Below are 14,184 nucleotides of genomic sequence, written 5' to 3'. Positions count from 1 at the left end.
CATAATTAGTCCGCCTTCTTTTGTTCGATTAGCACTAAACCGGCAAATAACCAGCAAACTGTGACTAACAAAAAGTAGCCCAAATCATCTAAGGCAATCACACCTTTAGCCATAGCCTCAAAGTGGGTTAAAAAACTAAAAGATGCCACTGTGTCCATTAATACGCTCGGGGCCCAAGACTTAAACGCATCTAATACAATATTACTGCCGCTGACCACAAATAAGAAACACACCACCACAGACAATATAAAAGCCACTACCTGATTTTTAGTTAAGGCTGACATGCACAAACCTATGGATAAAAACGCGCCTGACATCAGCCAACTACCAATGTAAGCCGCGAAAATAATGCCATTATCTGGATCACCTAAATAATTAACCGTGAGCCACAATGGAAAGGTTAATACTAGTGAAAGCCCTAAAACTACCCAAGCAGCTAGATGTTTAGCCAACATAGCTTGCCAAGCACTTATCGGTAGGGTCATTAACAATTCGATAGTGCCGCTTTTTCGTTCCTCTGCCCAGCTACGCATAGCAATCGCAGGCACTAAAAACAAATACAGCCAAGGGTGAAAATTAAAGAAAGGTACTAAATCTGCTTGGCCTCGTTCGTATAATCCACCGATAAAAAAACTAAACACAGCAGATAAAATTAGAAAGATCCCAATAAATACATAAGCCACAGGAGAGGCAAAAAAGCTCGAAAACTCCCGTTTAAATAAAATACTAATATTACCCATTATTCAGTCACCTCTTGAGTAATTTTCCTAAATACTTCGTCTAATCGACCTTGCTCTACAAACAGACTATCAACGGGTAACTTGCATCTTTGCGCATGGGCTGTGACTAAGTGTAAAATATGTTCGCCTGGCTTAGGGAATAGTGTCACTCTGCCGGTTTTTAAATCTTCTTCCATACTGTCTACCCCTTCAAGTTCAGCTAACTCTGAGGCATCGGCTCGATAACTAAAATGCAAAGTGACCGCACCATAATATTTAGATAACTTGTGCAAAGCATTAGGTGTGTCGTCAAACAATAATTTACCTTTAGCTATGATCATTACACGGTTACATACAGCGGTCACCTCTTCCAATATATGAGTAGAAATAATCACAATTTTATCTTTGGCTAAGTTTTTAATTAATTCGCGGACTTGATGTTTTTGATTTGGGTCTAAGCCATCTGTTGGCTCATCTAGAATTAATATTTCTGGATCATGAATAAGTGCTTGGGCTAATCCCACTCTGCGTTTAAACCCTTTTGACAAGTTTTCAATAGGTTTATCCATTACCTCTTGTAATTCAACTTGTTGTACTACCTGGTCAATTCGGGCGTCTTTTTCTGCACCTTTAAAACCTCTAATCCGCGCGATAAAAGTTAAAAACTGTAAAGGCGTCATATCCCCATAAGCAGGCGCCCCTTCAGGCAAATAGCCTATTTTTTGTTTTATTTTTAAAGAAGCGCTTTCAAAAGACAGATCACAAACCTGAATATCACCACTACTAGGCGGTAAAAAACCAGTTATCATTTTCATAGTGGTAGATTTTCCAGCACCATTTGGACCAAGAAACCCCACGACTTCACCTGGTTTAATATCAAAACAAAGGTTATCTACTGCGGTATAACCTTCAAATGATTTACACAAATTTTTTACTGAGATCATAACAATCCTATAATGACCAAAAATAACAATAATACTGATCACATTTAGATGGTGTTTATCACTGTGTTTTCAATGCTTAACCACTAAAGTTTACAAAAATAGTTAAGCTGAATTCCGGATAATACGTGTTGTTAAAATTTAATTTAAATACATAATTCGAAAACTTATTCGTATACATCGAAAATATTTTCCTAGAAACGTACTCGGTGACGATATTTTTCGTGAATAGCAAGGCGGATTACTGCACGCAATAGCTGACGATTGTTCGGCAATCCAACGCTGCTAGACGCAAAAAAAAAGTAATCTAGAGGCTCGGTTTATCCAGAACTCAAGGTTAGATACATTTTATTTTCTTGGAAAAAACCGGGAACTAGCTTAAGGTTGGCTTATGGAAAATTTAAAACCTTCAATCTCACTGCCCAGCTTAGATATACCCACTAAATACTCTGTATTTAAACGTATGGCAAACCTAGCCTTAGTTATTGTTAGTGTGATCATCTGTACGAACCTATGGTTAGTCAGTTCCAAACAATCACTGAATTGGCATAAGAAACAAGCTAATCAACTAGGTGAAAGCCTTTCTGCCTTGTCTGGCAAAGTATTGACTGAATCTATTTTGGCCCAAGACTCAGACTCCCTTGGCCAACAACTTGCCTTTATTAATGCCGACCCTCATGTATTAAGTGCATCGTTATTCGATGACAAGGGAAGACAGTTGGTGGATAACCAAACATCTTCATCTGTGGTTGCTGCTTTTAGGCTAAATGACAATAAACCACTAGTTTTTGTAGAAAACATTACACACCAAGGTCGTTTAATTGGTTATTTACGCATTTTATTAAAAGAAGAAGTTGTGATGGCTTATCACAATGAATATCAAACTCAGCTTAACCAACAAACCATAGTACTGATGTTATTAGCTTTAGGTGCTGGAATGTTAGTAGCCAGAGCTTTTTATAAGTTTAAATACCGAATGCGTAACACATCAAAATCAGAGTTACATAGTTAGGGATTATCAATCCATATTTTTTAATGATGTAACTGTATTTTTATATATCGCCTGTTTTATCTCTTCCGGGCTTTCTGTTCTTAATTTTACTAAACAATTAAATATTTCAACTAAGTTTTGAGGAGTATTTCTACTCCCTTGTTTTCCGCTTAAGGGCATATCTGGCGCATCTGTTTCCAACACTAAACTAGATATAGGCAACTGGCTAATGGTTTGTCTTGTTTTATGGGCCCTATGGTAAGTTATGCCTCCCCCTACGCCCAATTTAAATCCTAATTCAATGTAAGTTAATGCTTGTTGAAAACTGCCACTAAAAGCATGCACTATGCCGCCACACTTAAAGTCGTGATTTTTAATAGTTTGGATCAATTCATTATGGGTTTTACGATGATGTAGAATAATGGGTAAGGACAATTCTTTAGCCAAATTCAGTTGTTTAATAAAAATATTAAGCTGAGTTTGCCAATCAAGCTCAATTGCAGCATCCAAACCTATTTCTCCTAAAGCTACCACTTTATCTTGATGCTGTTGCAGTAAGCTTTTTAAACGAATTAAATGCTTGTCTTGATAACCACTCAAAAAATAAGGGTGTAAGCCCAGAGCGAATTTTAGTTGTGGGAGTTTTTGCTGCGAGAAATTTTGTTGTGAAAAACTTTCAACTAAATCAATTTGATTTTGCCAATGAGCGGCTTGAGTACCCGGTAATACTATTGTTCCAATACCTAACTTAGTACAGCTTTTTAGTATTTCCTGCCGGTCAGTATCAAAACATGAAAAATCTAAATGGCAATGGCTATCTATAAAGGCAGGAGAAGTTTGCATACATTCTCTGGGCTAGATTTATGGCATTAAACGTTCAGTTTGCCACTGGCCGTCACTGCCTTTGCTATACATAAAACGGTCATGCAACCTATCTTCGCCACCTTGCCAAAACTCAATTTTGTGAGGCACAACTAAGTAACCGCCCCAAAAAGAAGGTAAAGGTACTTCACCTTTAGAAAACTTATCTTTCATTTGGGCAAACTTCTCCATCAAAACCTGCTTACTACTAACCGGACGGCTTTGCGCCGAGGCCCAAGCAGCTAGTTGGCTAGGTTTAGGACGTGACATAAAATATTTAGCCACCTCAACTGAGCTTAATGGCAGCGCCACGCCGCAAATTTTGACTTGTCTTTCTAAACTGTGCCAAGGAAAGTGCAGAGAAATTTTGGCATTTTGTTTTAAATCGGAGGCCTTTTTACTTTCAGTGTTGGTATAAAAAACAAAACCTTTTTCACTAAAATCTTTTAATAACACTATGCGCTGAGATGGCTGACCTGTTTCATCAACTGTTGCAATGGTCATAGCGGTTGGGTCAACCAAGTTAGCATCCACAGCGTTTTGTAACCACTTTTCAAATAACGAAAATGGTTCTGGGGTTAAGTCAGCAACATCTAACCCTGCTCGTGAATACTGACGCCTTATATCACTAATTGCACTCAACTTTTATTGACCTTCTGTACCATAACCTAAACTTCGTAAAGCACGTTCATCGTCTGCCCAGCCTGATTTCACCTTGACCCAAAGCTCTAAGAAGACCTTAGTATCAAATAAAGCTTCCATGTCTTTTCGAGCTTCTGCTCCAATGGTTTTAAGTTTTTGCCCGCCTTTACCGATCACCATGCTTTTTTGCGTATCTCGTTCAACCAAAATCAAGCCATTAATACGATAAACACCATTTTCAGCTAATAAAAACTGTTCTATCTCAACGGTAATGGAATAAGGTAATTCGTCACCGGTAAAACGCATAAGTTTTTCCCGAATAATTTCAGCCGCCATAAATCGGCTAGAGCGATCTGTGATGTAATCTTCTGGAAAATAAAAATCACTTTCGGGCAAAGTCTTCATCACTAAAGAGCGTAACTCTTCGACATTTTTGCCGGTTTTGGCAGAGATAGGCATGATTTGTTCGAAATTATGCTGCTCGCCTAACCATTTTAGATGGGGCATCATGGTTTCTTTGTCTTTCACATTGTCAGACTTATTCACTATCAACCAGCAGGGTACATTGGCTTGTTGTACCTTGTTTAATACCATTTGGTCATCGTCAGTCCACTTTGTACCTTCCACCAAAAACAATACTAAGCCCACGTCAGCAATTGAACTAGATGCAGCGCGGTTCATAAAACGATTGATGGCGCGTTTTTCTTCGATATGTAATCCAGGAGTATCCACATAAATGGCTTGTTTGTTTTCTTCTGAATCAATACCCATAATACGGTGACGAGTAGTTTGCGGTTTACGAGAGGTAATACTGACCTTTTGGCCTAATAATTTATTTAATAAAGTGGACTTGCCAACATTTGGCCGCCCCACAATCGCGATCATTCCACAATAAGTGTTATTTTCCATTGGTTAAAATCTCAAAGGCTTGCCTAGCTGCCTTTTGTTCTGCTTTACGACGGCTATTACCGACACCTGTAATGGGTTTGTCTAAACCGGTGGCAGTGCAATTAACGTAAAAGGTTTGATCGTGTGATTTACCTTTAATATCAGTTACTTCATATAAAGGTAGCGGTTTTTTTTGGCCTTGCAAATATTCTTGTAAACGAGTTTTATCATCTTTAGACACGGCTTCTGGATCAAGTTTATCGATTCGTTTGGCAAACCATTTAAGAATTAACTGCTCACAGGTATCCATGCCAGCTTCTAAATATATGGCACCAATAATCGCTTCAACTGCATCGGCTAAAATAGAGTCTCGACGAAAACCACCACTTTTTAATTCGCCTGGGCCTAATAACAACAAATCACCTAAAGCAAACTCTCTCGCTACTTCAGCTAAGGTATCCCCTTTAACTAAACTGGAGCGCATGCGGGTCAGTTTGCCTTCAGGCTGTTTAGGAAAACGTTGAAACAATGCCTTAGCGATAACCATACCTAAGATTGCATCCCCTAAAAACTCCAACCTTTCGTTGTGATTTTTGTTGGCACTTCTGTGAGTCAGCGCCAATTCTAGATTAGCAGCCTTGTTAAAGGTATACCCTAAACATTTATATAAAGGTAAATATGGGTCAACAGCCTGCATCTAAATAATGCCGCCGACTCTTTCAAAACGCACACCAGTAGGCACCCAGCCAGGTAAAACACTATCTGGCTCACGTTCAAATTCGAAGCTAATCCAAATAGCGACAGCCTTACCTACTAAATGCTCATCTGAAACAAAGCCCCAGAATCTGCCATCTTCACTATTATCACGGTTATCGCCCATCACAAAGTAATGACCTTCAGGTACTATCCATTCGTCAGCCTGAGTACCTGGTTGTTGATAATACCGACTAGCGTGATTTGTACGACCTGGTTTTTTATATATTTGATGAGACACTTCACCTAACTGCTCAGTGTATTTTTCTAATGGCGCAAACTGTTGGTACACTTCACCGCGACTTTCAAACTTCAAATCCACTTTTTTAAGTGGCTCGCAGTTTTCAGCGGTATCACAAGCAGGTTTAATACTAATTTGTTTATCACGATAAATCACAGTATCACCAGGTAAACCCACGACACGTTTTATATAATCAAGAGACGGGTTAACCGGATACTTAAACACCACTACATCACCACGTTCAGGCTGACCTAAATCAACGAACTTTTTACGCATCACTGGATCTTTCAAACCATAAGTAAATTTTTCAACTAAGATAAAATCTCCTACTAAAAGTGTAGGCATCATTGAGCCTGAAGGGATTTGAAATGGTTCGTATAAAAAAGAGCGTAATACCAAAACAAAGGCAATTACTGGAAAGATTTGTTGGGCAGTATCAACTAACCAAGGTAATTGTGGGTCTTGCTCTAATTCCGAAGTACCACTGGATGCATTACCAGCTATGGCCATTCTATCTTGACGTTTTTGGGCAAATAACAAACTGTCGATTAACCAAATAAGACCAGAGGCGACAGTCACTATCACCAACATAATTGAAAAATAATTTGCCATTAACTGCCTACCTTGAGTAATGCTAAAAAGGCTTCTTGCGGAAGTTCAACGTTACCTACTGACTTCATACGTTTTTTACCTTCTTTTTGTTTCTGTAGTAATTTTTTCTTACGGCTGATATCACCACCATAACATTTTGCTGTCACGTTTTTACGTAACTGCTTGATAGTGCTACGAGCAATAATAGTGTTACCAATTGCTGCTTGAATAGCGATATCAAACATCTGTCTTGGGATAAGCTCTTTTAGTTTTTCAACTAATTGTCTACCACGGGTCACAGCATTGTCTTTGTGGGTGATCATAGCTAAGGCATCTACACGTTCGCCGTTAATTAAAATATCTAAGCGCGACATTTCAGCTGCTTGGAAATGTTTAAAGTTATAATCTAGCGAAGCAAATCCACGACTGGTTGATTTTAAACGGTCGAAAAAGTCCATCACCACCTCAGCCATAGGGATCTCATAAACCACTGCTACTTGTTTACCGTGGTACGTCATACTGGTCTGCATGCCTCGTTTCTCAACACACAAGGTAATGACGTTACCTAAGTATTCTTGAGGTACTAAAATATGAGCTTCAACTATAGGTTCACGAATTTCTTCAATATCGTTGACTGCTGGCAGCTTAGATGGATTATCAACATAGGTGACTTCTCCGTCTTTAGTTTCCACTTCGTAAACCACTGTCGGCGCAGTGGTGATTAGATCGAGATCGTACTCTCGCTCTAAGCGTTCTTGAATAATCTCCATGTGCAACATGCCCAAGAAACCAATACGGAAACCAAAACCTAAAGCTGAAGAACTTTCTGGCTCGAAGAACAAAGACGCATCATTTAGACTTAACTTAGCCAAGGCATCTCTAAAGTCTTCATAATCATCAGAACTAATTGGGAATAAACCAGCGTAAACCTGAGGTTTAACTTTTTTGAAACCAGGCAAAGCCTCTACAGCTGAATCTTTAGCTAAGGTAATAGTATCGCCAACTGGTGCACCATGTATCTCTTTGATCCCGGCAATAACAAATCCCACCTCACCTGCTCTCAATACACCGGTACTGGTTTCTTTAGGCGTAAAAATACCAACTTTATCGGCTTGATGTACACCGTTAGTTGACATGATTTTAATCTTGTCATTTTTACGTAGTTCACCTTGCATAATACGTACGAGAGAAACAACACCTTGATAATTGTCAAACCAAGAATCAACTATTAATGCTTTTAGTGGTGCTTCAATTTCGCCTTCTGGTGGCGGAATTTGTTTGACTATAACTTCCAGCACATCTTCAATACCAATACCCGTTTTAGCTGAACAACGCACGGCATCAAGAGCATCTATACCCACTATATCTTCAATTTCTTCAGCTACACGTTCTGGTTCAGCTTGAGGTAAATCAATTTTATTTAGGATAGGTACTACTTCCATGTCCATATCGATAGCGGTATAACAATTAGCTAGAGTCTGCGCTTCAACACCTTGACCTGCATCCACCACCAATAATGCACCTTCACATGCTGCTAAAGAACGAGACACCTCATAACTAAAATCTACGTGGCCCGGAGTATCGATAAAGTTAAGTTGATAAGTTTCACCATCTTTGGCTTTATAATCCAAAGTCACACTTTGTGCTTTAATAGTGATACCACGCTCTCGTTCAATGTCCATAGAATCGAGAACTTGTTCAGCCATTTCTCTATCGGCTAAACCGCCACAATGTTGGATAAGACGATCGGACAAAGTAGATTTACCGTGATCGATATGAGCTATGATAGAAAAGTTTCGTATGTGCTTGTGTTGCATAGGTTTTTAGAAAATTACCAAGTTTACTTGTTTCCCTACGTCTAAATTCAATATCTAAATTAAATTTAGTTGTAAGAACAATCGATTAAATAGGCCGCGATTTTACAGTGTAATCAAAAACTTTGCGACATCACAAAGTAAATGTTTTGGGGAAAGTACCGCTTACAGCTGCTTTATTTTGATATTTTGGGTGTCTTGAGGAATAACTGACAGTATCCGAGGGTAAAAATCTTCTATTTTTGCAAACTTTAGATAATGGTTAATAGCCAGATAAGACAAGCCTGCGCTGATAAAAGCAAAAACAATAATCCAAAACTCAGCTATTAATCCTAAGTGAGGTAAAAAGTACTGGGCAAAAACAGCCGATATCATCAACACAAAAAGAGGCACTATGTAAACTAAACTCGATGCTTTCAAAATACTTTCTTCTGGAATACCAAGCTTAATTTTCTGGCCGACAATTACATCACCTTGATAATCAAATTGCAGTTTTTCACCTCGTTTGGCTAAAAACTTAGCAATAGCACCAGTGCCACAATTTGATTGAGCCTCACAACTTCCACAAGTGGATTTAATGTGAGTTTCAACCCAGATTATTTGCTTTGCACTTTCTTTGTTAATAGCACTGACAATACCAATTTCTTCAAGCATAAAGAGCCTATGGCTGTCGCTGAATTGAGGTAGCAATAGCATTAGCGGTGGCAGCAGGGATTTTACCTATTATAGTAATATTTAGTGGCCCATTCTGAATAGTAAATAAGGTGTCCGTCTGATTAGCTCCGACTAAACGACCGGTTGTTTTAGATTTAACATTCTCTTGTATATAAAGTGATATATCCACCAATCCATCACTTAACATCACATACTCCACCACTTCACTGGTGATAGATAAACGTCGCAATTTACGATTAACCAACTCCATTCCAACGGGCAAATAACCAATTTGCCAAGGGGAGCGTATTTTTTTGTTTTGTTCAATATTAACTACTTCGGGCAACATACCTATTTCAATTTTACTAAAAAAAGGATCGGGTTGCTCAGTCACCTGTAAACCCGTTACTTGAATTTGTTCTAATAACTGGTTTTTTAGGTTAAACATGTTCATTTTTAATAACAAACCTGTCTCTTGATCTAACCACACATTTAAACCATATCGAGACTTATCTTTACTGATGATCCGAATTTGCTGCGCAGCTCTTCCAGAAACTCTACTTTTCCCCACCATAACTAGGTCATAACCGACAAATAGTTTTTCTGGATATCTAAAGAATTGGCTAGGAAATGGGCCATTGATGGTTGTAGATACTAAACTATAAGGTGGCACATTGGGCTCAAAGTAACTGACTTTTTTATCAACCCTTAGTGCCTTTTTACCCGCGCCATTTAGCAAGTTTAACTCTTCCATCTCTATGCCTTCGGCTGTAACACCATGACGCCAAAGATAAGGTTGTGAATCAACACCTGGTTTAAGCAAAACAAAGGTAATCGAGAAATTAAGAGAACGGCTAGCTTGAGACATTTTAGTCAACCATGCCTGTGCACTATCAACTGGATACTGTTCGATTTCTTCTTGGGTTAACTGTGGATTTAAGGGTTCTGGTTGAGCGTGCAAATGTGTGGATACATTTACGAAAAATAGCAGAGCGAGTAAAGCTCTGCCGTTTAATTTATTCTGGAGTACTTTCAACAATGTCCGACTCCGCTCCTTCATTTATAGGTGTTTCTTCTATTGGTAAAACATCTGAATCTACAACTGGAGCTTGAAACGTTTTAAAACGCATTTGCTCTTTATGATCAATCAAATAAGCTTGAATGCGGCGTTTCTGTTCGATCGCATCTGTCTTAGGCGCAGTACGAGTTTGTTCAAAACTAACTGGAGACAATCCACCTTTAATACCTAAAATAGGCGGTGCTGCATTAAAAGGTTGTTCAACATCCGTTTGATTCATTTGTTGTACGCCTAATATCATAGCAACAGCAACGGATGCAGCAACAGCCATCTGACCACCTTGTTTAGCAAACGGAATAACACTGCTCACTAAAGGTAATTCACGCCAAGTTTTCTTAGGTGCTAATATTGCCGGCTCGTTTTCTAGCGCTTGTGCAACATTAGCTGCAATATCAAAATTTAGTTCAGTTGGGAGTTCTTTACGTAAACCATCACGGATTAAATGATAGCTTTTCCACTTTTGCATTAAATCTGCATCACCTTTAACTGCCTCAATTACATCATCAGAAGACAACTGTTCTCCATCAATTAAAGCTGATAAATTTTCAAATTTTTGCGACATACAATATGGTTCCCGCTAATTTAGTTCTAATACTAATAAATTCTGGCTGAATAATAAACCAAACTTAATCAAACCAAACTTAATCGTTCATAAGTAAAGGTTGAATCACTTTATCTAATGCGTCTCGTGCCCTGAAGATCCTAGATCTTACTGTACCAACTGGGCAATCCATCACATTAGCTATCTCTTCGTAGCTCATCCCTTCTAATTCACGTAAACTGATAGCCATACGCAAATCCTCTGGCAGCTTATCCATTGCGTCAAACAACAACTTTTCCATCTGCTCAGACATTAAACTTTTTTCTGGCGAATTATTTTCTTTTAAGGCATCACTACCGTCATAAAAATCCGCTTCTTCGGCATCTACATCATTTGCCGGTGGTTTTCTCCCTTGAGAAACCAAATAATTTTTGGCGCTATTAACGGCTATTCTATATAGCCAAGTATAAAACGCACTGTCACCTCTAAAATTGGGTAAAGCTTTATATGCCTTAATAAATGCTTCTTGTGCGACATCAGCCACATCACCCGAGTTTTTTACATACCTAGAAACTAAATACGCGACTTTATGCTGATACTTATTAACTAACAGCCCGTATGCGTTTTTATCTCCCTTTTGTACTCTTTCAACAATTTGTTGATCTGTTATCTGCTCGCTCATTCGAGCTTCTACTCCTTTACGAAAATATACTACAGCTCATGCAAGCACTAATATTGACTAGCCTTATTTAAAAAAGTTCGCAAAAAAGTGATCTTTTTTCATAATAATTAAATATTGGATAATTAAGTACTCTTATACCATTTAGTTTCGAATACTATAGGTCATTAAAAGCATTGATATTTACCCTGTGTAAATTAATATTGCCAATATAATTATCATTTACCTTACTAGTCTACATGATGCAATCTACTATTGAACACCAATGTGACGTACTAATTGTTGGCAGCGGTGCCGCTGGTCTGAGTCACGCCCTTAAACTTGCCGATCATTGTCAGGTGATTGTGCTAAGTAAAAGTGAACTATCAGAAGGTTCGACCAAATACGCCCAAGGTGGTATTGCTGCTGTGTTCGATGAAAATGATTCTATAGATTACCACGTAACCGATACATTATTAGCAGGTGCGGGGTTATGTGATGAAGAAGCTGTTAAATTTACCGCATCGCAAGCTAAAGCTTGTATGGAATGGTTAATTAGTTTTGGTATGCCATTCGATCAGGAAGTCAACAGTAACGGTGAAGCAAGGTTCCATTTGACTCGTGAAGGTGGTCATAGTCATAGAAGAATTTTACATTCAGCTGATGCCACAGGCGCGGCCGTTCAATTAACCCTTATTGAAGCGGTCAAACAGCATCCTAACATTCATCTTTTCCAAAGATATAACGCCATTGATTTAATTAAAAACAACACTCAAACGAATCACCTACTAGGCGCATATGTTTGGAATAGAAAACATGAGCGAGTGGAAGTTATTCGCAGTCAATTTGTGACCTTAGCCACAGGTGGCGCGAGTAAAGTTTATCAATATACCTCAAATCCTGATGTTTCCAGTGGTGATGGTATAGCCATGGCTTGGCGGGCAGGTTGTCGAGTGGCGAATATGGAGTTTAACCAATTTCACCCTACTTGTTTGTATCATCCAGAAGCACGCAACTTTCTTATATCAGAAGCCTTACGAGGAGAAGGTGCCAAGTTATGTCACCCTGATGGTACTCCTTTTATGCATAAATTTGATGAAAGGGGCGATTTGGCCCCAAGGGATATAGTAGCCCGTGCCATAGATTTTGAAATGAAACGTTTGGGTGCGGATTGCATGTACTTAGATATCAGCCACAAATCAAGTGACTTTATTGTTAAACACTTTCCCAATATTTATCGTAAATGTCGATCTTTAGGCATAGACATCACCCAGCAGCCTATTCCAGTAGTTCCAGCGGCTCATTATAGCTGTGGTGGTGTGATGACAGATTCTAATGCCAAAACAGATATTCAAAATCTATTTGCCATAGGTGAAGTGGCTTACACTGGACTGCATGGAGCTAACAGAATGGCCAGTAATTCACTACTAGAATGTATTGTTTATGCTCACTCAGCTGCTCAATACATTCAAGGTAACTTAAATAACAAAGTCATCAATGTGCCCATAAAAGCATGGGATGAAAGCCAAGTTAGCAACTCTGACGAAGAAGTAATTATTCAACATAACTGGCATGAATTGCGCCTTTTCATGTGGGATTATGTTGGCATAGTTCGCACCAATAAGCGCTTAGAACGTGCCCATCATAGAATTGAGTTACTCAAACAAGAAGTGAACGACTATTATTCTCACTTTAAAGTAAGTAATAACTTACTAGAGTTACGTAATCTGCTAACCGTAGCTGAATTAATAGTTAAATGCGCTCGTAAACGTAAAGAAAGTCGAGGATTACACTTTAACTTAGATTACCCCGACCAAATAGAGAACCCGCAACCAACTATTTTAAAGCCTAAGGCTAAGTCCCAAATGGAATAATAAAAACTGATAGAAATTACATTAAAGCGCAATAATACAGCCAGTTAAGTGCGGGATAGTTTCATCTTCGGGGGATTGAGTTTCTACTTTAAATAAATATTTACTTGCTAATTGCTTATCATTGGCACTTTGGATCGACATCACAACTTCTCTAGGCAAGTATAAAGGCTTTTTAAAGCGGCAATTTACTTTAAAATTGTTCAGTAGTAACTCAGGATCAATCTTTTGTATTTCAGACACACACTTAGATTTTGTCCACATACCATGGGCGATCTGTTGTTTAAAACCCAATAATTTCGCCGACCATTTTCGTAAATGAATAGGATTAAAGTCTCCAGAGGCTTTAGCATATCTACGACCTAAATCTTCGGGCAAGGACCATTCACTAGATGATATTAATGGGCCTAAATGATCTTCACTTTTATTAACGCTCTTGGTGGGTAAATTGTGTTTAGCTCGAAATAGGTTAAGACTATTGCTTTGCCAAACTAACTCAGCCCCACTAAAACACTCAGTGATGACTGAAAATAACCAACCTTTTTTATGTAGCTCTAATTCACCTAATCGACATACCAGTTTTAATGTTTCAGATTGATTAATTTGGCGAAACTGAGAAATAGTATTTTCAATATGCACTAACCCTAAAAGGGGAAAAGGAAAGCCAGGTGCTAACAATAATTTTAAATGCAACGGGAAAGCTATAGTATGAATAAAACATGGATGTAACACCGAAGTTTTAACCTGCCAATTGACCACTTGATGAAACCTAGCTAAAGCATCGTTATCAAGCGTAACATTCTCTATCCACAGTTCACTATGAGGCAAAACGGGGGGAGATTGCTTTAAATCTCTTTTAAACGGAGCTTGGATCATTAACCATTTAAGTTTTGGAAATGTCGAGAGTTTTACAGAATTCATATTAGAGGTTTGCATGGATA

The 14,184-nt window shown here is 38.5% G+C and carries 15 protein-coding genes; 2 read left to right on the top strand and 13 right to left on the bottom strand.

Features of this window, described 5'->3' with window-relative positions; all coding sequences use genetic code 11:
* Window positions 1-5: 5 nt before the first annotated feature.
* Together L0668_RS00410 and L0668_RS00405 are read right to left on the bottom strand one after the other, a co-directional pair.
* On the bottom strand, window positions 6-740 hold the full coding sequence (locus tag L0668_RS00410; RefSeq protein ID WP_235310087.1) for an ABC transporter permease: 735 nt from the start codon (window positions 738-740) through the stop codon (window positions 6-8).
* The gene (locus L0668_RS00405) at window positions 740-1,663 is read right to left on the bottom strand and encodes an ABC transporter ATP-binding protein (RefSeq protein ID WP_235310086.1); all 924 of its coding nucleotides are present in this window, start codon (window positions 1,661-1,663) and stop codon (window positions 740-742) included. The genes L0668_RS00410 and L0668_RS00405 overlap by 1 nt, the downstream gene beginning before the upstream one ends.
* A 388-nt stretch (window positions 1,664-2,051) precedes the next feature.
* On the opposite strand from L0668_RS00405, the gene L0668_RS00400 reads away from it, so the two are divergent.
* On the top strand, window positions 2,052-2,672 hold the full coding sequence (locus L0668_RS00400) for an AhpA/YtjB family protein (protein ID WP_235310085.1): 621 nt from the start codon (window positions 2,052-2,054) through the stop codon (window positions 2,670-2,672).
* 6 nt (window positions 2,673-2,678) lie between these two features.
* Here the strand turns inward: L0668_RS00400 and L0668_RS00395 are convergent, their stop codons facing one another.
* The 10 genes from L0668_RS00395 to rpoE all read right to left on the bottom strand — a co-directional run bounded on the left by L0668_RS00395 (window position 2,679) and on the right by rpoE (window position 11,396).
* A complete protein-coding gene (locus L0668_RS00395; protein WP_235310084.1) occupies window positions 2,679-3,494 on the bottom strand; it encodes a TatD family hydrolase in 816 nt (271 codons plus the stop codon).
* Between the two features lie 18 nt (window positions 3,495-3,512).
* Entirely contained in the window at window positions 3,513-4,154 is a 642-nt protein-coding gene (gene pdxH, locus L0668_RS00390; protein ID WP_235310083.1) for a pyridoxamine 5'-phosphate oxidase, read from the bottom strand.
* Between the two features lie 3 nt (window positions 4,155-4,157).
* Complete coding sequence (era, locus tag L0668_RS00385) at window positions 4,158-5,063, bottom strand: GTPase Era (RefSeq protein ID WP_235310082.1); 906 nt, start codon at window positions 5,061-5,063, stop codon at window positions 4,158-4,160.
* A complete protein-coding gene (gene rnc, locus L0668_RS00380; RefSeq protein ID WP_235310081.1) occupies window positions 5,053-5,739 on the bottom strand; it encodes a ribonuclease III in 687 nt (228 codons plus the stop codon). The genes era and rnc overlap by 11 nt, the downstream gene beginning before the upstream one ends.
* A complete protein-coding gene (gene lepB, locus L0668_RS00375) occupies window positions 5,740-6,648 on the bottom strand; it encodes a signal peptidase I (protein ID WP_235310080.1) in 909 nt (302 codons plus the stop codon).
* Window positions 6,648-8,444 (bottom strand): translation elongation factor 4, encoded by a 1,797-nt coding sequence (gene lepA / locus L0668_RS00370; protein WP_235310079.1) that lies wholly within the window; start codon window positions 8,442-8,444, stop codon window positions 6,648-6,650. The genes lepB and lepA overlap by 1 nt, the downstream gene beginning before the upstream one ends.
* Before the next feature lie 162 nt (window positions 8,445-8,606).
* Window positions 8,607-9,095, bottom strand: a complete 489-nt coding sequence (locus L0668_RS00365; protein ID WP_235310078.1) for a SoxR reducing system RseC family protein — start codon at window positions 9,093-9,095, stop codon at window positions 8,607-8,609.
* A 7-nt stretch (window positions 9,096-9,102) separates the two neighbouring features.
* Window positions 9,103-10,134, bottom strand: coding sequence for a MucB/RseB C-terminal domain-containing protein (locus L0668_RS00360; RefSeq protein WP_235310077.1), 1,032 nt, complete (start codon window positions 10,132-10,134; stop codon window positions 9,103-9,105).
* Window positions 10,112-10,735 (bottom strand): sigma-E factor negative regulatory protein, encoded by a 624-nt coding sequence (locus L0668_RS00355; RefSeq protein WP_235310076.1) that lies wholly within the window; start codon window positions 10,733-10,735, stop codon window positions 10,112-10,114. The genes L0668_RS00360 and L0668_RS00355 overlap by 23 nt, the downstream gene beginning before the upstream one ends.
* 79 nt (window positions 10,736-10,814) lie before the next feature.
* Complete coding sequence (gene rpoE, locus L0668_RS00350) at window positions 10,815-11,396, bottom strand: RNA polymerase sigma factor RpoE (protein ID WP_235310075.1); 582 nt, start codon at window positions 11,394-11,396, stop codon at window positions 10,815-10,817.
* Window positions 11,397-11,635: 239 nt separating this feature from the next.
* On the opposite strand from rpoE, the gene nadB reads away from it, so the two are divergent.
* Window positions 11,636-13,246 carry an L-aspartate oxidase gene (nadB, locus tag L0668_RS00345; RefSeq protein WP_235310672.1) on the top strand — a complete coding sequence of 537 codons (1,611 nt, stop codon included), beginning with the start codon at window positions 11,636-11,638 and terminating at the stop codon, window positions 13,244-13,246.
* Between the two features lie 21 nt (window positions 13,247-13,267).
* Here the strand turns inward: nadB and L0668_RS00340 are convergent, their stop codons facing one another.
* On the bottom strand, window positions 13,268-14,179 hold the full coding sequence (locus L0668_RS00340) for a MaoC family dehydratase (RefSeq protein WP_235310074.1): 912 nt from the start codon (window positions 14,177-14,179) through the stop codon (window positions 13,268-13,270).
* Window positions 14,180-14,184: the final 5 nt, after the last annotated feature.

The organism is Paraglaciecola algarum (assembly GCF_021532655.1).
In the GTDB taxonomy this organism is placed as follows: domain Bacteria; phylum Pseudomonadota; class Gammaproteobacteria; order Enterobacterales; family Alteromonadaceae; genus Paraglaciecola; species Paraglaciecola algarum.
This window is presented reverse-complemented; position numbering and strand designations above follow the sequence as displayed.